The sequence below is a fragment of the Mycobacterium sp. E2733 genome (genome assembly GCF_001667585.1).
Lineage (GTDB): Bacteria > Actinomycetota > Actinomycetes > Mycobacteriales > Mycobacteriaceae > Mycobacterium.
Genome location: NZ_LZJZ01000041.1, coordinates 21,699 through 41,576, shown reverse-complemented (window position 1 = coordinate 41,576; position 19,878 = coordinate 21,699). Strand labels below are relative to the sequence as shown.

General features: G+C 67.1%; 18 protein-coding genes. 5 read left to right on the top strand and 13 right to left on the bottom strand.

What is annotated here, in order from left to right:
* Positions 1-822 precede the first annotated feature (822 nt).
* Positions 823-5,418, top strand: a complete 4,596-nt coding sequence (gene gltB, locus A5678_RS09380) for a glutamate synthase large subunit (RefSeq protein ID WP_068041150.1) — start codon at positions 823-825, stop codon at positions 5,416-5,418.
* Positions 5,411-6,877 carry a glutamate synthase subunit beta gene (locus tag A5678_RS09375; protein ID WP_068041147.1) on the top strand — a complete coding sequence of 489 codons (1,467 nt, stop codon included), beginning with the start codon at positions 5,411-5,413 and terminating at the stop codon, positions 6,875-6,877. Before gltB ends, A5678_RS09375 begins: the two co-directional genes overlap by 8 nt.
* A 366-nt stretch (positions 6,878-7,243) precedes the next feature.
* Here A5678_RS09375 and A5678_RS09370 read toward each other — a convergent pair whose 3' ends face one another.
* Positions 7,244-8,092: an LLM class F420-dependent oxidoreductase gene (locus A5678_RS09370; RefSeq protein WP_068041144.1), complete on the bottom strand. Its 849-nt coding sequence runs from the start codon at positions 8,090-8,092 to the stop codon at positions 7,244-7,246.
* A 51-nt stretch (positions 8,093-8,143) separates the two neighbouring features.
* On the opposite strand from A5678_RS09370, the gene A5678_RS09365 reads away from it, so the two are divergent.
* Together A5678_RS09365 and A5678_RS09360 are read left to right on the top strand one after the other, a co-directional pair.
* Positions 8,144-8,575, top strand: coding sequence for a hypothetical protein (locus A5678_RS09365; protein WP_068041143.1), 432 nt, complete (start codon positions 8,144-8,146; stop codon positions 8,573-8,575).
* A 95-nt stretch (positions 8,576-8,670) separates the two neighbouring features.
* Positions 8,671-9,678, top strand: coding sequence for a PHP domain-containing protein (locus A5678_RS09360; RefSeq protein ID WP_068041141.1), 1,008 nt, complete (start codon positions 8,671-8,673; stop codon positions 9,676-9,678).
* A gap of 6 nt (positions 9,679-9,684) precedes the next feature.
* Here the strand turns inward: A5678_RS09360 and A5678_RS09355 are convergent, their stop codons facing one another.
* The 3 genes from A5678_RS09355 to A5678_RS09345 form a co-directional block, all read right to left on the bottom strand.
* Complete coding sequence (locus tag A5678_RS09355; RefSeq protein WP_068041139.1) at positions 9,685-10,491, bottom strand: YoaK family protein; 807 nt, start codon at positions 10,489-10,491, stop codon at positions 9,685-9,687.
* 102 nt (positions 10,492-10,593) lie between these two features.
* Entirely contained in the window at positions 10,594-11,793 is a 1,200-nt protein-coding gene (gene dinB / locus A5678_RS09350; RefSeq protein ID WP_068041133.1) for a DNA polymerase IV, read from the bottom strand.
* A 23-nt stretch (positions 11,794-11,816) separates the two neighbouring features.
* Positions 11,817-12,458: a TetR/AcrR family transcriptional regulator gene (locus A5678_RS09345; RefSeq protein ID WP_068041130.1), complete on the bottom strand. Its 642-nt coding sequence runs from the start codon at positions 12,456-12,458 to the stop codon at positions 11,817-11,819.
* Between the two features lie 76 nt (positions 12,459-12,534).
* On the opposite strand from A5678_RS09345, the gene A5678_RS09340 reads away from it, so the two are divergent.
* Positions 12,535-14,004 (top strand): NAD(P)/FAD-dependent oxidoreductase, encoded by a 1,470-nt coding sequence (locus A5678_RS09340; protein ID WP_068041128.1) that lies wholly within the window; start codon positions 12,535-12,537, stop codon positions 14,002-14,004.
* Here A5678_RS09340 and rraA read toward each other — a convergent pair.
* The 9 genes from rraA to A5678_RS27500 form a co-directional block, all read right to left on the bottom strand.
* On the bottom strand, positions 14,001-14,480 hold the full coding sequence (rraA, locus tag A5678_RS09335) for a ribonuclease E activity regulator RraA (protein ID WP_068041126.1): 480 nt from the start codon (positions 14,478-14,480) through the stop codon (positions 14,001-14,003). The two genes, A5678_RS09340 and rraA, sit on opposite strands and share 4 nt — an antisense overlap.
* 29 nt (positions 14,481-14,509) lie before the next feature.
* Entirely contained in the window at positions 14,510-14,962 is a 453-nt protein-coding gene (locus A5678_RS09330) for a nucleoid-structuring protein H-NS (RefSeq protein WP_068041124.1), read from the bottom strand.
* A gap of 97 nt (positions 14,963-15,059) precedes the next feature.
* On the bottom strand, positions 15,060-15,569 hold the full coding sequence (locus A5678_RS09325; protein ID WP_068041122.1) for a copper resistance CopC family protein: 510 nt from the start codon (positions 15,567-15,569) through the stop codon (positions 15,060-15,062).
* A complete protein-coding gene (locus A5678_RS09320; RefSeq protein WP_068041120.1) occupies positions 15,566-16,243 on the bottom strand; it encodes a YcnI family protein in 678 nt (225 codons plus the stop codon). The genes A5678_RS09325 and A5678_RS09320 overlap by 4 nt, the downstream gene beginning before the upstream one ends.
* 22 nt (positions 16,244-16,265) lie before the next feature.
* Positions 16,266-16,922, bottom strand: a complete 657-nt coding sequence (locus A5678_RS09315) for a DUF6474 family protein (protein ID WP_068041118.1) — start codon at positions 16,920-16,922, stop codon at positions 16,266-16,268.
* A 136-nt stretch (positions 16,923-17,058) separates the two neighbouring features.
* Positions 17,059-17,457 (bottom strand): helix-turn-helix transcriptional regulator, encoded by a 399-nt coding sequence (locus A5678_RS09310; RefSeq protein ID WP_068041116.1) that lies wholly within the window; start codon positions 17,455-17,457, stop codon positions 17,059-17,061.
* 535 nt (positions 17,458-17,992) lie between these two features.
* Positions 17,993-18,526 carry a peptidase gene (locus A5678_RS09305; RefSeq protein ID WP_068041115.1) on the bottom strand — a complete coding sequence of 178 codons (534 nt, stop codon included), beginning with the start codon at positions 18,524-18,526 and terminating at the stop codon, positions 17,993-17,995.
* Positions 18,527-18,720: 194 nt separating this feature from the next.
* The gene (locus A5678_RS09300) at positions 18,721-19,344 is read right to left on the bottom strand and encodes a superoxide dismutase (RefSeq protein WP_068041114.1); all 624 of its coding nucleotides are present in this window, start codon (positions 19,342-19,344) and stop codon (positions 18,721-18,723) included.
* Positions 19,345-19,493: 149 nt separating this feature from the next.
* Positions 19,494-19,649, bottom strand: coding sequence for a hypothetical protein (locus A5678_RS27500; RefSeq protein WP_197499089.1), 156 nt, complete (start codon positions 19,647-19,649; stop codon positions 19,494-19,496).
* Positions 19,650-19,878: the final 229 nt, after the last annotated feature.

Below are 19,878 nucleotides of genomic sequence, written 5' to 3'. Positions count from 1 at the left end.
TCGGCAAGGTGTTCGCCGAACTCCGGAGGCAGGACCACGTCGTGGCGATCGACGCCGACACCGCCTTTGGCCGGCGGGCGGCGGCGGAGGCGGCGCACTCCAGGGTGCGGGGCCGGGCGGAGGCGCCGTCGTCGGCGTGCGGGGCGGCTGCAGACGGTCCCGCAGGAATTCGTCGCGCTCGTTCATGGGCTCCTCGGGTGCCGGGCGATCGATCCGCCGCTGGTGGGGTTCGTCGCGGGCTCGTGATAAGCGCCACGGCCCAACCGTCGACGCCGGATGCGGACCAGTACCCGTCCAGTATCTCCTCCGTACCGCCCACCGCTACCGTGCAAACTTAGCAGTGCTCGCTTCGGGGCGCCCGCCGCAGCTTGGGCCGCCCGCTGATCACGATCATGCGATCCGATGGCGAGGCGGTGGACACCCCCTCACGCGGTGTCAGCAAACATGCGTGGGCGGCGAAGCCGGCGCACCGGACTGCCGGGGGCGGCGGGGCTGTGACGCAAACCGCAGGGCCAAACCAGCACGTCCCCAGGTCGTCGCCCGTCGGTCGCCGGGAAATTTACGGTGCTGGCAGCCGACGGTTAGACTTGACGAAGTTGGCATGTCAGGCGGGTATTGTCATATCGTTTTACGACTTGTCGAGACCGGTTTCCAGGCCACCGTTCAGCGCTGCACGGACGCATCCCTAACAGGATCATCATCCACCTGGGGGACAGCCTATCGAGACAAGACCGAGGGGTCTCAAGCCCGCAACGTCCGGGTGCGACTCCATCGGAGCAGCTGTAACGGCAGCTCAACGTTCAGGTGAAGGGGCAGGTGCATATGACGCCCAAGCGCGTCGGGTTATACAACCCCGCGTTCGAGCACGACTCGTGCGGGGTAGCCATGGTCGTCGACATGCACGGCCGTCGTAGCCGCGACATCGTCGACAAGGCCATCACCGCGCTGCTCAACCTCGAACACCGCGGAGCTCAGGGCGCCGAGCCGCGCAGCGGTGACGGTGCCGGCATCCTGATTCAGGTCCCGGACGCCTTCCTGCGCGAGGTCGTCGATTTCGAACTGCCCCCGGCGGGCAGTTATGCCACCGGAATCGCCTTCTTGCCGCAGTCGTCCAAGGACGCGGCCGCCGCCTGCGACGCAGTGGAGAAGATCGCCGAAGCCGAGGGCCTGACGGTGCTGGGCTGGCGGAATGTACCCATCGACGACTCCTCGCTGGGTGCGCTGTCCCGCGACGCGATGCCCACGTTCCGGCAGGTGTTCATGGCCGGGGCATCGGACATGACGCTGGAGCGCCGTTGTTATCTGGTCCGCAAGCGCGCCGAGCACGAACTCGGCACCAAGGGACCCGGACAGGATGGCCCCGGCCGCGAAACCGTCTACTTCCCAAGCCTTTCCGGCCAGACGATGGTCTACAAGGGCATGCTGACCACGCCGCAGCTCAAGGCGTTTTACCTTGACCTGCAAGACGATCGGATGACCAGCGCGCTGGGCATCGTGCATTCGCGGTTCTCCACCAACACCTTCCCGTCGTGGCCGCTGGCCCACCCGTTCCGCCGGGTGGCTCACAACGGCGAGATCAACACCGTCACCGGCAACGAGAACTGGATGCGCGCCCGCGAGGCGTTGATGAAGACCGACGTCTTCGGCACGGAAGCGGACGTCGAGAAGCTGTTCCCGATCTGTACCCCGGGCGCCTCGGACACCGCACGTTTCGACGAGGCGCTCGAACTGCTGCACCTGGGCGGCCGCAGCCTGGCCCATGCGGTGCTGATGATGATTCCCGAGGCGTGGGAGCGCAACGACTCGATGGACCCCGCGCGGCGGGCGTTCTACCAGTACCACGCCTCGTTGATGGAGCCCTGGGACGGGCCCGCGTCGATCACGTTCACCGACGGCACCATCGTGGGCGCCGTGCTGGACCGCAACGGGTTGCGCCCCTCCCGGATCTGGGTCACCGAAGACGGCTTGGTGGTGATGGCTTCCGAGGCCGGCGTCCTGGACCTGGACCCCGCCAAGGTGGTCCACCGGATGCGCCTGCAGCCCGGCCGGATGTTCTTGGTGGACACCACACAAGGGCGCATCGTCTCCGACGAGGAGATCAAGGCCGAGCTCGCCGCCGAGCACCCGTACCAGGAATGGCTCGACCGGAACCTGGTTCCCCTCGACAAACTGCCGCAGGGCGACTACGTGCGGATGCCCCATGAGCGACTCGTCAAGCGGCAGTTGGTGTTCGGTTACACCTATGAGGAGCTCAACCTGTTGGTGGCGCCCATGGTGCGCACCGGTGCCGAGCCCATCGGCTCGATGGGCACCGATACCCCGGTCGCGGTGCTCTCGCAGCGGCCGCGAATGCTCTACGACTACTTCCAGCAGCTGTTCGCTCAGGTCACCAACCCGCCCCTGGACGCGATTCGCGAGGAGGTGGTGACCAGCCTGCAGGTGACCACCGGTGGGGAGCGCGACCTGCTTACGCCAGAAGACAAGTCCTGTCACCAGATCACGTTGCCGCAGCCGATTCTGCGCAACCACGAGCTGGCCAAGCTGGTCAACCTCAACCCCGACGACGAGGTCAACGGCCGCCCGCATGGCATGCGGTCCAAGGTGATTCGTTGCCTGTACCCGGTCGCTGAGGGGGGCGCCGGCTTGGCCGCGGCCCTTGAGGACGTACGCGCGCAGGCGTCGGCCGCGATCGAGGAAGGCGCGCGGGTGATCATCCTGTCGGACCGCGAGTCCAACGAGACGCTGGCCCCGATTCCGTCGCTGCTCGCCGTCGCCGGCGTGCACCACCATTTGGTGCGCGACCGGACGCGCACCCACGTGGGTCTGGTCGTCGAGACGGGTGACGCGCGCGAGGTGCACCACATGGCGATGCTGGTGGGCTGCGGGGCGGCGGCGATCAACCCCTACCTGGTGTTCGAGTCGATCGAGGACATGCTCGACCGCGGCGCGATCGATGGCTTCTCTGATCGGCAAGAGCGCGAGAAGGCGCTGAGCAACTACGTCAAGGCCGCCGGCAAGGGCGTGCTCAAAGTCATGTCCAAGATGGGCATTTCGACGCTGGCCTCCTACACCGGCGCGCAGCTGTTCCAGGCGGTCGGCGTCTCAGAAGACGTGCTCGACGAGTACTTCACCGGGCTGAGCTGCCCGATCGGTGGGATCACGCTCGAGGACATCGCCGCCGACGTCGCGGCTCGCCATCGGCTGGCCTACCTGGACCGCCGCGACGAGCGCGCGCATCGCGAACTCGAGGTGGGCGGCGAGTACCAGTGGCGCCGGGAAGGTGAGTATCACCTGTTCAACCCGGAAACTGTGTTTAAGCTGCAGCACTCGACTCGCACCGGGCAGTACAAGATCTTCAAGGACTACACCCGCCTGGTCGACGACCAGAGCGAGCGGATGGCCTCACTGCGCGGCCTGCTCAAGTTCCGCGGCGGTGTGCGTCCCCCGATTCCGCTGGAAGAGGTCGAACCCGCCAGCGAGATCGTCAAGCGCTTCTCCACCGGGGCGATGAGCTACGGCTCGATCTCGGCCGAAGCTCACGAGACGCTCGCCATCGCGATGAACCGTCTGGGCGGGCGTTCCAACAGCGGGGAAGGCGGCGAGGACGTCAAGCGCTTCGACCGCGACCCCAACGGTGATTGGCGCCGCAGTGCCATCAAACAGGTCGCTTCCGCGCGTTTCGGCGTCACGTCGCACTACCTGACGAACTGCACCGACATCCAGATCAAGATGGCGCAGGGCGCGAAACCTGGTGAGGGCGGCCAGCTTCCGGGACACAAGGTGTACCCGTGGGTCGCCGCGGTCCGGCATTCCACACCCGGTGTCGGCCTGATCTCCCCGCCGCCGCACCACGACATCTACTCGATCGAGGACCTCGCGCAGCTGATCCACGACCTGAAGAACGCCAACCCGTCCGCGCGGGTGCACGTCAAGCTGGTCTCCGAGAACGGGGTGGGCACGGTCGCCGCCGGCGTCTCAAAGGCGCACGCCGACGTGGTGTTGATCTCCGGCCACGACGGTGGCACCGGGGCGACCCCGCTGACGTCGATGAAACACGCGGGCGCGCCGTGGGAGCTGGGCCTGGCCGAGACGCAACAGACCCTGCTGCTCAACGGGTTGCGTGACCGGATCGTGGTCCAGGTCGACGGTCAGCTCAAGACGGGCCGCGACGTGATGATCGCCGCGTTGCTCGGCGCCGAGGAATTCGGCTTTGCCACCGCGCCGCTGGTGGTGGCCGGCTGCATCATGATGCGGGTGTGCCACCTGGACACCTGCCCGGTCGGCGTGGCCACCCAGAACCCGCTGCTGCGCGAGCGGTTCACCGGTAAGCCCGAGTTCGTCGAGAACTTCTTCATGTTCATCGCCGAAGAGGTCCGGGAGTACATGGCGCAGTTGGGTTTCCGCACCCTCAACGAGGCCGTCGGCCAGGTGGGGGCGCTGGACACGACGCTGGCCCGCGCGCACTGGAAGGCGCACAAGCTCGACCTCACTCCGGTGCTGCACGAGCCCGAGTCGGCGTTCATGAACCAGGACCTGTACTGCAGTTCCCGGCAGGACCACGGCCTGGACAAAGCGCTCGATCAGCAGTTGATCGTGATGAGCCGCGAGGCACTCGATTCCGCCAAGCCGGTGCGCTTCTCCACCACCATCAGCAACGTCAACCGCACGGTGGGCACCATGCTCGGCCACGAGGTGACGAAAGCGTATGGCGGCCAAGGGCTCCCGGACGGGACCATCGACATCACGTTCGACGGATCCGCGGGCAACAGCTTCGGCGCCTTCGTGCCCAAGGGAATAACGTTGCGGGTCTACGGCGACGCCAACGACTACGTTGGCAAGGGGCTGTCCGGTGGCCGAATCGTGGTGCGGCCCTCGGACAACGCCCCGCAGGACTACGTGGCCGAGGACAACATCATCGGCGGCAACGTGATCCTGTTCGGCGCGACCAGCGGGGAGGCGTTCCTGCGCGGGGTGGTCGGCGAGCGGTTCGCGGTCCGCAACTCCGGCGCCCATGCCGTGGTCGAGGGCGTGGGTGACCATGGATGCGAATACATGACGGGTGGTCGGGTTGTGATTCTCGGCCGGACTGGCCGCAACTTCGCGGCGGGAATGTCAGGCGGTGTGGCTTACGTGTACGACCCGGACGAGGAACTGCCGGACAATCTCAACATCGAGATGGTCGATATGGAGGCCCTGGACGAAGACGACGCCGACTTCCTGCACGGCATCATCCAGGCCCACGTGGACGCCACCGATTCCGCTGTCGGCCAGCGGATCCTGGCCGACTGGCGCGGGCAACAACGCCACTTCATCAAGGTGATGCCGCGCGACTACAAGAAGGTGCTGCAAGCGATCGCCGAAGCCGAGCGCGACGGCGTCGACGTGGACAAGGCGATCATGGCGGCCGCACATGGCTGATCCGAGCGGCTTCCTGAAGTACACACACCGGGAACTGCCGAAGCGCCGGCCTGTCCCGCTGCGGTTGAAAGACTGGCACGAGGTCTACGAGGACTTCGACGAAGGCACCCTGCGTGAGCAGGCGACCCGCTGCATGGATTGCGGTATCCCGTTCTGCCACAACGGGTGTCCGTTGGGCAACCTGATCCCGGAATGGAACGACCTGGTGCGCAGGGGCCGTTGGCGCGACGCGATCGAGCGGCTGCACGCCACCAACAACTTCCCGGACTTCACCGGGCGGCTGTGCCCGGCGCCGTGCGAACCGGCGTGTGTGCTCGGCATCAACCAGGATCCGGTGACGATCAAGCAGATCGAGCTGGAGATCATCGACCACGCCTTCGAGGAAGGCTTCGTGGTGCCGCTGCCACCGGACAAGCTGACCGGGAAAAAGGTCGCCGTGGTGGGTTCGGGCCCGGCCGGTCTGGCCGCGGCCCAGCAACTGACCCGCGCCGGCCACACGGTCACCGTTTTCGAGCGGGCGGATCGGATCGGCGGGCTGCTGCGCTACGGCATCCCGGAATTCAAGATGGAGAAGCGTGTCCTCGACCGGCGTCTGGACCAGATGCGGGCCGAGGGAACCGAATTCCGCGCGGGTGTCAACGTCGGTGTCGACATCACCGCCGAACAGCTGCACGCCGACTTCGACGCGGTGGTCCTGGCCGGTGGTGCAACCGCCGGGCGGGACCTCCCCATTCCCGGTCGGGACCTCGACGGGATCCACCAGGCGATGGAGTACCTGCCGTGGGGTAACCGGGTGCAGGAGGGCGACGACGTCCTGGGGCCCGACGGGGAGCCCCCAATCACCGCCAAAGGCAAGAAGGTCGTCATCATCGGCGGCGGTGACACCGGGGCCGACTGCCTGGGTACCGCGCACCGGCAGGGCGCGACCGTGGTGCACCAGTTCGAGATCATGCCGCGGCCACCGGACACTCGCGCCGAATCGACCCCGTGGCCGACCTACCCGTTGATGTACCGGGTGTCGTCTGCGCACGAAGAGGGCGGCGAGCGGGTGTTCTCGGTGAACACCGAGAAGTTCGTCGGCGAAAACGGCCGGGTGACGGCGCTCAAAGCGCACGAGGTCACGATGCAGGACGGCAAGTTCGTCAAGGTGGATGGCTCCGACTTCGAGCTCGAGGTCGATCTGGTGCTGCTGGCCATGGGATTCGTCGGCCCGGAAAAGGAGGGCCTGCTGACCGACCTCGACGTCAAGCTCACCGACCGCGGCAACGTCGCGCGCGGTGCCGACTTTGACACGTCGGTCCCCGGTGTGTTCGTCGCCGGGGACATGGGGCGCGGCCAGTCGCTGATCGTCTGGGCGATTGCTGAAGGCAGGGCCGCCGCCGCGGCGGTGGACCGGTACCTGATGGGTGCCACCGCGCTGCCGGCGCCGGTCAAGCCCACCGCGGTCCCTCTCCAGTAGTCACAGAAGTCACATCAGAAACACAAGCACCAACTGTCGGCGAGTCTCCCCCCGTTTGCCAGGCGGTGGTGTCTAATGGCTTGTTGTGGGCTCGGTCACACGGGCATCGGATCGGGGCCCCGGCTGAACGGAACGATCGCAGGAGTGATCACTGTGCACATCAATCCCGTACCTCGATCACGGATGGGGCGAATCGCCTGGTCCTGGTTTCGTCACCCGGTAAAGAGCCGCGAGTTCCCCGCTAAGCACGAGCGCCTGGTCACCGCCGACGATTTGCTGATCTTCGGGGCATAACCACCCGGCCGCCCACCTTCGGGCGCGCCGGACGGGTTTGCTCGGCGTACCAAATCGGGGAATCCGGGCGCATCAATCAAGCAGCCCCGAATCCCTGATGGCCTCGGCCAGCGGTTCCAAGACTGCGGGGTCGTGCGGCGGGTTGATGTACACGATGCCCAGGTCGAGGCCTTCTGCCTTCAACCCGGCCGCCTCCTCGACGGCCTTCCGGTAGTTGCGCTCCTCGTCCAGGCGCAGGTGCGCGGACAGCGTGATCTCCTTCGGGTCGCGCCCGATCTTCTCGCACTCCGCGGCCAGCACGTCGCGCTTGCGCGCGAACTCCTCGGGTGGACCGCCGACAAAGTTCCAGTGCTGCGCGTAGCGCGCGGTGATCGGCAGCGTCCGTTTCTCCCCGCTGCCACCGATGCAGATCGGCGGATGGGGGCGCTGCACACCCTTGGGCTCGTTGCGCGCCCCCTTGAGCTGGTAGTACTTTCCCTCGAAGTCGGTGGTCTCCTGGCTGAGCAGGCTGGTCAGCACCTCACACGCCTCCTCGAACCGATCGAAGCGTTCCCTGATGCTGCCCAGCTCGATGCCGTAGGCGCCCGACTCCTCCTCGTTCCAGCCGGCGCCGATCCCCAACTCGAGTCGTCCGTTCGAGATGATGTCGAGCGCGGCGGCCATGTTGGCCAGCACGGCGGGGTGGCGGTAGTGGATCCCCGTGACCAGGGTGCCCAGCCTCAGCCGCGTGGTCGCCTGCGCCAGCGCTGTCAGCGTCGTCCAACCCTCCAGACAGGGCCCGCTGGCGTCGGAGAAGATCGGGTAGAAGTGGTCGAAGGTCCACCCGGACTCGTAGACGTCGATATCGTCCGCGGCCCGCCAGACGGCCAGCATGTCTGCCCAGGTGGTGTTTTGCGGGGAGGTCTTGAACGCGAATCGCATGAAATCGACGTTAGCCGATCTTTATGAAGGGCAACTAAACTCAACCGCGCGATGAGCCACTCCCTCGGACTCGACACCAAGGTCACCCTGCTGGCGGCCGGGCTGATCTTCTTGCTCGCCCTGGTCCTCGGGGTGTGGAAGTACCGGCAGATCATGGCCGCCGCCGACCATCGCGCCCACCCCTACGTCGACATCGCACACCGGGCCGCATTGCTCTACTCCTTCGCGACGCTGCTGCTGGCCGCCTTCGTCGAGCTCAGCGCCTGGCCGACGTGGGCCAACCTCACCGCCGCGGCCGTGGTCGTCGTCTTCTTCGTCGGCGCCATCCTCAGCTACATCACGCACGGGGCGCGGCGGGACACCGTCAACCAATTCGAGAATCCCGTCCGCGGCACCGGACTCTTCATGGCCTTGCTCATCGCCGGCGAGATCGGGGGCTTCAGCGTGCTGCTCGCCGGTTTCGTCGCCGGCCAACTGATGTGATTGGGGAGGCTTGCAGTCACCGCGTGGGGTTTGGCGGTGACCTGCGGCGCCCGGCTCCGCCGCGCTTGCAGTCACCGCGTGGGCACACTGGAGTCATGGACCCGGTAACCGCTTTGCGGCAGATCGCTTATTACAAGGACCGGAGCCGCCACGATCCCAGGCGCGTGATGGCGTACCGCAACGCCGCCGACATCATCGAGGGCCTTGACGATGCCGCGCGGGAGCGGCACGGCCAGGCCAACAGCTGGCAATCGCTTCCGGGCATCGGTCCCAAAACCGCAAAGGTCATCGACCAGGCCTGGTCCGGTCGCGAACCCGAACTTCTCGTCGAATTACGTTCCGCCGCCGAAGATCTCGGCGGAGGCGACATCCGTTCGGCGTTGCGCGGGGACTTGCACCTGCACTCGAACTGGTCGGACGGGTCGGCGCCGATCGACGAGATGATGGCGACCGCGTCCGCGCTGGGGCACGAGTATTGCGCGCTGACCGACCACTCGCCGCGGCTGACGATCGCCAACGGGCTTTCGCCGGAACGGTTGCGCGCACAGCTCGGCGTCATCGACAAGCTGCGTGACCAATTCGCGCCGCTGCGCATTCTCACCGGGATCGAGGTCGACATCCTCGAGGACGGCAGCCTCGACCAGGAGCCCGAGCTGCTCGAGCGCCTCGACGTCGTCGTGGCGAGCGTGCACTCGAAGCTGTCGATGGATGCCGCGGCGATGACGCGGCGCATGGTGCGCGCCGTCTCCAATCCGCACGCGGACGTGTTGGGCCACTGCACCGGCCGGCTGGTCTCCGGCAACCGGGGCATCCGGCCGCAATCCAAGTTCGACGCGGAAGCGGTTTTCACCGCCTGCCGCGACCATGGCACCGCGGTGGAGATCAACTCGCGGCCCGAACGCCGGGACCCGCCGACCCGGCTGCTCAAGCTGGCGCTGGAGATCGGCTGCGTCTTCAGCATCGACACCGACGCGCACGCGCCCGGCCAGCTGGACTTCCTCGGCTATGGCGCGCAGCGCGCGCTGGACGTGGGCGTGCCGGTCGACCGGATCGTCAACACCTGGCCGGCCGACAAGCTGCTGGAGTGGACGGACTCGAATTGAGACGGCTCACACCTGCACCGTCTCCGCATGTTCAGGAAGCGGTTCGTCGCGGCGGTTAGGGTTTTGCCACACGTTGGCGGCCGCGACGGCGGCGCAGGTCGCCGCGGGAATGAGCAACGCGTAGCCGCCCAATTCGGCGCCGAACACGATCCCGGCTACAGCGCCGCCCAGAAACAGCACGAGCGTCGTCGCCAGAATTGCGGCATTCCACTTCTTGATCCCGTGTTGCCGACTGCGGCCGAGGATCAGCCCGAGGTCGGTGACGGTCCCGGTGAAGTGGGTGGTGCGGATCGCCATCCCCCGAAAGCTCGAGGTCATCCCGTTTTGCAGGCCAAGGGCCGCGGCGGCCAACAGCGCCTGCACCGCGGTCTGCTCGATGCCGAGGGCATTGATCTGCGCCTTGACCACGGTTTCCTCGACCCCGGCCGCGGCAAGTGCGAGCAACACCGCCTCGAGGAACAGCACCACGGCTTGGCGTGGGCCCGCCAGGGCATCGGTGGCTGCGAGGATCGCCCCGGCCATGGTCGCTCCCGTCAGGAAGCCCAAGAAGATGGCGCCGAGCACGTGGCCTTCATAAAGCCACGGATTGGCTGTGTTCATGCCCAGCTGCGTGGTGATCGCGGTCAGGTTGCCGACGGGCAACGCCAAGATTAGGAGCGCCACCGCGTTGACGAAGCCAGCGGATAAGGCGAGTAACGCGCTGTAACCGAGCAGAAGCCTCTCGCGGGGCGGGCCGCTGTCGCGGGCTTGGTGCGGCGGCGGCATCGTGTTCAGTTGCTCACTTTCGAGGTCGGGTTTTCGCCACCTTAACAACCAGACCGTCGGACGAGCCGCGGTTCCAGGCTATTTCAAATCAACCTCAAATCATCGAAAACATTTGCGGCAGAGGCGAATTAGTGAATTGACGTGAATCGGTCAGTCGGGAAGGTGTGGCATCTCTATACCCAGTTCACGGCCGACCAACGCCCCGCGCGTGAGGGCGGACTTGCCGAAGCGCCGACGGACCTGGTCGACCGCGGCGTCCACCGCAAGCGATTCCCCGTCCGGCGGCAGCGCCAACTGCTGGGCGCCGCTGCGGTCGATCCCCGACACCGCGAAGCCGACCAGCGTCAGCCCGCGCTGGGAGATCAGGGGCGCGGCCGAGGCGACCAGCTGCCGCGCGGCGCCCAGGATCGGCTGTGTCGAGGACGTCGCCCAGGGCAGCGTCCGCGAACGCGTCGCCCGCCCGAAGTCGTCGAACCGCAGCCGCAGCACCACCGTGCGACCGGTGCGCCCGGCGGCGCGCATCCGGCCGGTGATCCTGTCGATCAGGTTGACCACCACCGCGTCGACCTCGGCGGCCGACATGGTGTTGCCGGCGCGGCCGAGCGCACGCTGCGCGCCCACGGAGCGACGGCGCACACCGGTGGTCACCCGGCGGCGGTCGATGTTGCGGGACAGCGCGAACAGTTGGCGGCCCATGGCGCCGCCCAGCAACGAGGCCAGCGTCGACTCGCTCAGCTCGGCCACGTCGGCGACGGTCACGAGACCGTGGGTGTGCAGTTTGTCGGCCGTCTTGGCGCCCACGCCCCACAGCCGCCGCACCGGCAGCGGATGCAGGAAGGCCACCTCCTGGTCGGGCTGCACCAGCAGCAGCCCGTCCGGCTTGGCCTCCTGGCTGGCGACCTTCGCGAGGAACTTCGTCCGGGCGATGCCCACCGTGATGGGCAGTCCCACCCGGTCGCGCACGTCGGCGCGCAACCGTCTGGCGATCTGAACCGGCGACCCGGAGACCCGGCGCAACCCGCCGACATCGAGAAACGCCTCGTCCACCGAGAGCGGCTCCACGATCGGCGTGCAGTCGCGGAACACCTCGAACACGGCGTCACTGGCGCGGCTGTAAGCACTCATCCGGGGCGGCACCACCGCGGCGTGCGGGCACAGGCGGCGCGCCTGCGCCCCGCCCATCGCCGTCCGCACGCCGTAGGCCTTCGCCTCATAGCTGGCCGCGAGCACGACCCCGCCGCCGACGATCACGGGGCGGCCGCGCAACGTCGGGTCGTCGCGCTGTTCGACGGACGCGTAGAACGAATCCAGGTCCGCGTGCAGGATGGACGCATCGCACCGCACGAACATATGTTCGCACGCGCCGGTGACGGCTAGCTGGATTCGCCGTAGATGCTGGTGACCCAGATGTGGGTGAGGGTGTCGACGACCCGGTCCTCGTCGACCGCCGGCGTCTCGGCGGACAGGGCGGCCATCATCGTCCGCTCGTTCATCTGGTTCAGCGAGGTCGCCAGGTCCGCGGCCGGGATCGTTTCCGGGGCGGCCCCCCGCGCGCGTTCGGCGGTGATCATGGCGGCCGTCTGGTCGATCCACTTCTGCATGAAGCCCAGCCACACGACCCGCAGCTCGGAGCTGGTCGCCAGCGCTTCGGTGGCGGCCCGCGCCAGCCGCCGGTGCGTGCTGAAGGCCGTGAAGAAGGCCTTGATGCCGTTTCGCCACACCCGGCGCGGATCCGCGGGCAGCCGCTGGACCGCGCCGTCGAACTCGGAGTCGGCGCGCGCGATCACCGGCTCCAGCAGCGAGAGCAGCACCGCGTCCTTGGACTCGAAATAAAAGTAGAACGTCGGGCGCGACAGGCCCGCGCCCTTGGCCAGGTCATCGACCGAGATGTCGGCGAACGACCGCTCTTCGAGCAGCCGCTCGGCGGTCGCGAGGATCGCCTGCTCACGGTCGTCACCCGAGGGGCGAATGGCGCGGCGACCCCGCAGGGCACGGGTCTGGCCGGCGGTAGTCACGGCCGCTACTTTACACGGTGTCGAAAATTTCAACACCCTGTTGACTATGTCGACAGGCCGTTGATAACGTGGCCCCATGACTGAGCACCTTGACGTGATCATCGTGGGCGCCGGCATCTCGGGCATCAGCGCGGCGTGGCACCTGCAGGAGCGCTGCCCGACCAAGAGCTATGCGATCCTGGAACGCCGCGCCGACCTGGGCGGAACCTGGGACCTGTTCAAATACCCGGGCATCCGGTCGGACTCGGACATGTTCACCCTCGGCTTCCGGTTCAAGCCCTGGCTCTCGGCGAAGTCGATCGCCGACGGCCCCGACATCAAGGCCTACATCAACGAGGCCGCGGTCGAGAACAAGATCGACCGGCACATCCGCTACCGCCAGCGCGTCGTGGCCGCCGATTGGTCCGACGCCGACAACCGCTGGACGCTGACCGTCGAGTCCGACGGTCAAGAGCACGAAATCACCTGCTCGTTCCTGTTCGCATGCACCGGCTACTACAACTACGACGAGGGGTATTCGCCGACCTTCCCCGGCGCCGACGACTTCGAGGGCCAGATCGTTCACCCGCAGCACTGGCCGGAGGACTTCGACTATCAGGGCAAGAAGATCATCGTCATCGGCTCCGGCGCCACCGCGATCACCCTGATCCCGGCGCTGGTGAACTCGGGCTCCGGTCACGTCACGATGCTGCAGCGCTCGCCGACGTACATCGGGTCGCTGCCCGGGGTCGACCCGTTCGCCGAACGCGCCAACCGCCTGCTGCCGGACCGCCTGGCGCACATCGCGAATCGCTGGCGAGCCATCGCGTTCAGCACCTTCCAGTACCAGCTGTCTCGGAAGGCTCCCGCCTACATGCGCAAGACGTTGATGACGATGGCCAAGCGCCGCCTGCCCGAGGGCTACGACGTCGAGAAGCACTTCGGGCCGCGGTACAACGTCTGGGATCAGCGGCTGTGTCTGGCACCCGACGGCGATTTCTTCCGCACAATCCGGCATGGCAAGGCGGACGTGGTCACCGACACCATCGACCGGTTCACCAAGACCGGCATCAAGCTCACCTCGGGCGAGGAGCTGCAGGCCGACATCATCGTCACCGCAACGGGTTTGAACATGCAGTTACTCGGCGGGGTCCGGCCCACCAAGAACGGTGATCCGATCGAGCTGACGTCGCTGATGACCTACAAGGGCCTGATGTTCTCCGGGGTCCCGAACTTCGCGATCACCTTCGGCTACACCAACGCGTCGTGGACGCTGAAGGCCGACCTGGTCTCCGAATTCGTCTGCCGGTTGCTGAACTATATGGACGACAACGGTTTTGACTTCGTCGAGCCGCAGCACCCCGGCGCCGACGTCGACGAGCTGCCGTTCATGGACTTCAGCCCCGGCTATTTCCAGCGGGCGATGGACATGCTGCCCAAGTCGGGGTCGCGCGCGCCGTGGCGGCTCAAGCAGAACTACTTCTTCGACATGCGAACCATCCGGCGCGGCAAGGTCGCCGACGAAGGCCTGCGCTTCGCGAAAAAGCGCGCGCCGGTAGCGGTTTAGGGTTTGACGACGACGATGCCGTCGTCGTCGCTGTAGGCGATATCGCCCGGCACGAACGTCACCCCGCCCAGCGTCACCTCGACGTCACGCTCGCCGGCACCGGTCTTGGTGCTCTTACGCGGGTTGGTCCCCAGTGCCTTGATGCCGATCTCGAGGCCCCGCAGCGCGGCGGCATCGCGCACCGCGCCGTTGACGACCAGTCCGGCCCAGCCATTGGAGCGGGCCAGTTCGGCGATGACGTCGCCGACCAGGGCCGAGTGCAGCGAGCCGCCGCCGTCGATCACCAGAACCCCGCCCGCACTCGGCTGCGAGAGCACCGATTTCAGCAACGCGTTGTCTTCGAAGCAGCGCACCGTGCTGATGGGTCCGGCGAAGTGGGAGCGACCACCGAACTGGCGGAATTGGACGTCGCAGCTGCGTACGTCGGGCCCGATGTCGTCGACGAGGTCGGCGGTCGGCTGGAATGACACGGTCACGTCTGCCACGGTAGCGACTACGGCCGGGGTCAGCGGCGGCGCAGCTGCCGGATCAACAGGATCGCCAGGAGGCTGACGGCCAGGGCGACGATCAACGGGACCGGGGACTGACTCAGGGCCGCCGCCGCCGGAACGTTGGGAGAAACCGGGTTGTTGGCGGCATCCACCGTGGACTTCGCTTGCGCCGCTGCGTCTTTGGCGGCCGCGGCGAGGTCGCCGTTGGTTTCGATCCGTTGCCGCACCTCGAGGGGTGGCTCGACGGCCTTGGCGGGGGGAGCCGGGGGCTCGGCGGCCTTTGCGGGAGCCTTCTTTGCCGGAGCCTTCTTGGCGGGCGCCTTCTTGGCGGGCGCCTTTTTGGCGGGTGCCTTTTTGGCGGGTGCTTTCGCGACCTTTTTCACGGCCTTGGCCGGAGGCTTCTTCTCCGGCGGGGGCGTCGACGCGCCGTCGGGTTCGCTGCTGGGTTGGTCCTGCGGGTCTGCCATGCGGCCGCTCCTCGAGCAATCTTTCAGTAGTTTTCCAGCCCACGCCGGTTCTTCGAACCCATCATGCCAGCAGCAGCGCGGGCGCCTCGGCCGCCGGTCACGGTCTGCGCCGCACCGCCCACAGGGCGCCCCCAGCGACGAGCAACGCCGCCACCACGACGAACGGCCAGACCGGGACGGCAGAGTCGTGGCCGCCGGCCGCTGGGCCGCCCGCCGGCGGGCCGGGCGTACCGGTGCCGGGCACCGTCAGCCGAAACGACCAGGATCCGGAGACCACGTGACCGTCCGCGGACGTGACCCGGTAGTTCACCGTGTACGTGCCGGCCGGTCCGAGCGGTCGCAGGTCGATGCCGACCACCGCGCCACGCACCGTCGGGTCCCCGGTGGACCACATGTTGCCGTCCGGCCCGACGACGGTCATGGCCGCGAAAGTCGTCTGCAGCTGTTCGTTGAAGGTGGCGCTCACCCGCTCGGGACCGGTCGCGAGAACGGCGTTGTCCGCCGGGTCGGTGGCTATCCGCGCTGCGTGCGCGGACGCCACCGGCGCGGTCAGCGATGCGATCACCAACAGGGCACCGACGCATGCGACGATCGCCGACCGCCTCATGCCCGTCGGCGGATCAGTGCAAGGCAGATTCCCAGCGCGGCCGCGACCAGCGCCGCGCCGCCCAACAACCGCGCGGTGTTGTCCGCGGACCTCGGCTGCGGCGCGGTCGCCCGGTCGGCCGGTGCCGCTGAAGTCGGGTGGTGGCCGTGGGGCGCCACCGGTCCCGCGGCAAGTGTCAGCGTGGGCACCGGGAATTCCGGCTCACCGCCGCCGGGCTGCGGCGGCTGGTCCCATTTCACGACCGTGCCGTCGGAATAGGTCTGCGTGGCCGGGAAGCTGACGGTGTCGGCGTCGGGCAACTTCACCGTTAGCCGGAACAGCGCGAATTGATCCACCCCGATGCCGGCGCCCGGCGTGGCCGTCCACGTCACCGAGTGCACCTGCCCCGATGCCGCGTCGCGGTCGAGCTTGGCCGTCCATCCCGGCGTGCTCTCGGTGCGCGCCGAGGCCACGTCGGGCAGGGCGACGCTCAGCGCGGTGGTTACGGCGCCGGTGTTCGATTCATTGGGCACCTGGAAGGTGACGAGCGCCATGGCGCCGCGCACCGCATCGTCGCTGCTGGCGTGGACGTGGGCTCGCGCCGCCGGAAGCTGCGCCGCGGAGCCGAGATAGAGACCGACGGCGGCCAGCACCGCGACCGGGAAGCGGGCCATCCACCGCGCGCGGGTCGACATGCCAGGCCGCGCCATTCGTTGGTCAGCTCAACCCGAGCCGGGCCATCAGGTCCGCCTCGATGCCGTCGAGCTGCGCCGAGATTGCGGCGTGGGCCGCCCGGCGTCGCGCGGCCGGCATGTTCTCGGCGGCGGTGACGGCCGCAGACAGATCGGTGAGCCGCTCGGTGATGGCCGAGACGAATTGCCTGGTCTCGGCGTCCTTGGGCTTCTTTTCCTGCACGGTCCGCAGGGACTTCTCCGCTCCGGCGATCCGGGCGGACAGCTGCGCGCCGTGGCCGGAGAACTGCCCGATCTGGGCCAGCGGGATCCCGAGCTGGTCCGCGCGGCGCTGGTCGATCAGCGCGCGCGCCGAGATGGCGGCCCGGTAGATGACCGGCGTGAGGATCGGCGCGAGCAGCCGGGACACCGTGAGCGCCCGACGGATTCGCGTCGGTGAGAAGATCTTGCCCTCGCGCGCCGCTTTGAGTTGGGCCTCGGCGACCTTCAGCGCGTTCCGGTCGCTGTCCCGCTGGGCCTTGATCTGCGCCCGCAGCGCCTTGGCCTCCGCCCGGTGGGCGGCCTTGTACCGGCGGGTCTCGTTTCGGGCGGCGAGCTTGGCCTCCAGCTTCGCGCGTGCCTTGATCGCACGGGCTTCGGCGCGACGCGTCGCGCGACTCTTTCGCTTGGGGAACAGGCCCATTCCCTCACCGCCTCCCCGGTCTCTCGTGGCTATCGCATTCGCGCGTGCGCGATCCGTGAGCCAACCCTAATCGGAATGGGCGGGCGCAAGCCGTCCAGGTCGGCTCCGGGCAACCGGTTACCGGCCCGGGCGTCAGCTAGACGTCCAAGTGCTCCGCTCGGCGCAGCTCGTTGACCCGCTGCATGACCTCGTGCTGGGCCTCGGGGGACAACTCGGAGGCGCGCACGGCGATACGACGCACGCCGTCGTCGCGCATGGACGCCAGGAACGACAACTCCTGGTCGAGCTTCTCGTAGTACTCGTCATCGGTGAAATAGGCCGGCTTGATACGGAAGAAGTTGGCCAATGCGGCCATGGTCGCCGACGACGGGTTGGTGCGATTCCCCGAACGCAACTGCGACAGGTAGGGAGCAGACATCGTGACGCCCTCCGCCTTGAGCGCCGCGATCACTTCCGCGGAGGTGTGCGGCCCCCGTCCCGGCGGATACACGGTGTCGAACAGGCGGTTCAGGCGAGCAGCGAACGTCGTGCTCATTGGATATGACCTCCACTTGGCTGTAGAAGTGAACTATTACCTAGGTGTATTTGCTGATCATGGTAGCGAGGGTTGGTTCCCCTAACTAGGTGCAAACCCCCGGGGTTTCGGTCCAGGCGTAGCTGGGGCTTGCCGATACTACACTCGACGAGCGTCTAACTGATTCGCTGGGGTGTCCACTAAATCAGCGAAACTCACAGGTTATCCGCAGAATTCGGCTTCGAGTACGAGGTGGCGGGCCGACCTTGCCGACCCCGGCGGAGTATAGGATGGGAACGTGCTGGGCGGTCGCACCGCAACCGGGCAGCAATTTATGCTTGCTTAACGCCTTATTTGCTGTCGGAGCCTCGTCGGGGCTGGAAGGCGCCACTCGGGGACCTATCCGAAATGCGAAACGGGGTTCGTTTACGGCCCGGGGCGACTTCGTCCACCGGCCAGGCCCACCGTGCGACAGCCATGCCTGCCTACGGGTTGGACAACAAGAACGATCAAGTTCGCTATTGCGCTTTCCCGAGTCGAGCGCGGAGCTGTTTGCTCATGCCGCGAGCAGCATGGCCAGGATTGCGGTATCAGGATGGCTGATGGGGTCGACGCCGACGCGGCTCACCATGGAGGTGATCGTGCCGTCGGCCTCCGCTTCGACCCAGGCGGCCCGATGCTCGAGTCCCAGGTACGGCAAACCGGGGAGCAGGACGCAGCCCGACGCCGCCCCGCTGCATTCCGGCAACGACGGCATGGTCTCCGAGGGCGGATGCAACATGAGCAGCGCGGGGGGCTGATGGTCGGCGAAATAGCCCGGTTGAATTGCCGAGTCACCGAAGACCGTCCCCTCGGCGAGCACCAGGCCGACGGTGCCGGGCTCGGGTTCCTCGGGTAACTCCTCGCGGGCACCGAATACCGTTGTGGTGGAAAGCAATCCGGGCAACGATGCGACCCTGACCGCGACCATGAGCAGCTGGGCCCACTCTTTGGTCGAATCGGGCCAACGGCCGGAGATCACGAACCCTTTCAGGGCACCACGAGCATGGAAAGGAGAAACCCCTATCGGGCGGTCAGACCCTGTCTCCATTTCGACCTCCGCGCGACGCCTCCGTCCGATTAACCACACTGGTAGCTCGAATTATTCAGCATGCCCGCGGGTCCGGCGCCGTGCAACCCGACACGGCCAGTGGCGCACATGTTTTGGAATGCCCGAATCACGGGGCGCACAAACGGCAGGGGCGCCGCGCAAATCGCGCGACGCCCCTGCCGATCGAGATGGACTCAGCCGAAGATCAGCCCGCCGGTTTTCGACGTGGCGGCCTCGTAGCGCCTCTGCACGTCGGGCCAGTTGACGACGTTCCAGAACGCCTTGACGTAGTCGGCCTTGACGTTCTTGTACTGCAGGTAGAAGGCGTGCTCCCACATGTCCACCTGCAGCAGGGGAATGATGCCGAGGGGGACGTTGGCCTGCTGGTCGTAGAGCTGGAAGGTGAGCAGCCTGCTACCCAGCGTGTCGTAGCCCAGCACCGCCCAGCCCGAGCCCTGAAGGCCATTGGCGGCCGCGCTGAATTGGGCGCGGAACTTGTCGAACGATCCGAAGGCGTCATCGATCGCGGCGGCCAGCTCGCCGGTCGGCTTGTCGCCGCCGTCCGGCGACAGGTTCTTCCACCAGATCGAGTGATTCACGTGGCCGCCGAGGTGGAAGGCCAGGTTCTTTTCGTTCAGGAAGATCGCGGCGTGGTCGTCATTGGCGCGTGCCTCTTCGAGTTTGGCGACGGCGTCGTTCACGCCTTTGACATACGTGGCGTGGTGCTTACTGTGGTGGATCTCGTTGATCTGACCCGAGATGTGCGGTTCCAGCGCTGCGTAGTCCCAGTCCAAATCGGGCAGGGTGTATTCAGCCACGGCGTTCCTTTCTTCGGTTGTCTTCTTACGCTCATTCGCGCGGGCCTGCCAACGCGGCGGCCAGCCGTAGACAACCCTGCTCCATGACTGCGCGGACCGCAAGAATGACCGCTATGAGCTCCGAAGTCGAGTACCCGCTCGGCGTCGATTCAAGACAAGACGATGAGAAGGAGAACCGCCAACAGCGCCAAGGCGATCAGCCCGGCCCGCAAGGCGGCGACGCTGTAACTGTGATTCCACGCGGGCGAGCCGGAATACGACTTCGAGGGAGCCGGTGATCCCGGACCGAACGAATGCGTGGCCATCAATCGCCTTTCACCCGCTCCTCACCTCGCGGCAGTGAGGTGAATCACAAACAATTTTTCGCGAAGGCGATCATAGCGCTTCCCGGCGGCTTTGAAAAATGATGCGCTGACCTGCGTGTTGGGGCGGTCGCGGAAAGGGGCGGCCCGACGGCGCGACCAGACATCAGCCACAGCCCCCGCCGCGGATGTTTAGCAAGGCAATCCATTTCGCTCACCGAGCGTTTCGGGT

Coding starts and splice junctions, on each gene's coding strand:
- gltB (WP_068041150.1), top strand. CDS start 823: ATGACGCCCAAGCGCGTCGGGTTATACAACCCCGCGTTCGAGCACGAC.
- A5678_RS09375 (WP_068041147.1), top strand. CDS start 5,411: ATGGCTGATCCGAGCGGCTTCCTGAAGTACACACACCGGGAACTGCCG.
- A5678_RS09370 (WP_068041144.1), bottom strand. CDS start 8,092: ATGCGATTCGCGTTCAAGACCTCCCCGCAAAACACCACCTGGGCAGAC.
- A5678_RS09365 (WP_068041143.1), top strand. CDS start 8,144: ATGAGCCACTCCCTCGGACTCGACACCAAGGTCACCCTGCTGGCGGCC.
- A5678_RS09360 (WP_068041141.1), top strand. CDS start 8,671: ATGGACCCGGTAACCGCTTTGCGGCAGATCGCTTATTACAAGGACCGG.
- dinB (WP_068041133.1), bottom strand. CDS start 11,793: ATGTTCGTGCGGTGCGATGCGTCCATCCTGCACGCGGACCTGGATTCG.
- A5678_RS09340 (WP_068041128.1), top strand. CDS start 12,535: ATGACTGAGCACCTTGACGTGATCATCGTGGGCGCCGGCATCTCGGGC.
- A5678_RS09330 (WP_068041124.1), bottom strand. CDS start 14,962: ATGGCAGACCCGCAGGACCAACCCAGCAGCGAACCCGACGGCGCGTCG.
- A5678_RS09325 (WP_068041122.1), bottom strand. CDS start 15,569: ATGAGGCGGTCGGCGATCGTCGCATGCGTCGGTGCCCTGTTGGTGATC.
- A5678_RS09320 (WP_068041120.1), bottom strand. CDS start 16,243: ATGTCGACCCGCGCGCGGTGGATGGCCCGCTTCCCGGTCGCGGTGCTG.
- A5678_RS09315 (WP_068041118.1), bottom strand. CDS start 16,922: ATGGGCCTGTTCCCCAAGCGAAAGAGTCGCGCGACGCGTCGCGCCGAA.
- A5678_RS09310 (WP_068041116.1), bottom strand. CDS start 17,457: ATGAGCACGACGTTCGCTGCTCGCCTGAACCGCCTGTTCGACACCGTG.
- A5678_RS09305 (WP_068041115.1), bottom strand. CDS start 18,526: ATGGAGACAGGGTCTGACCGCCCGATAGGGGTTTCTCCTTTCCATGCT.
- A5678_RS27500 (WP_197499089.1), bottom strand. CDS start 19,649: ATGGCCACGCATTCGTTCGGTCCGGGATCACCGGCTCCCTCGAAGTCG.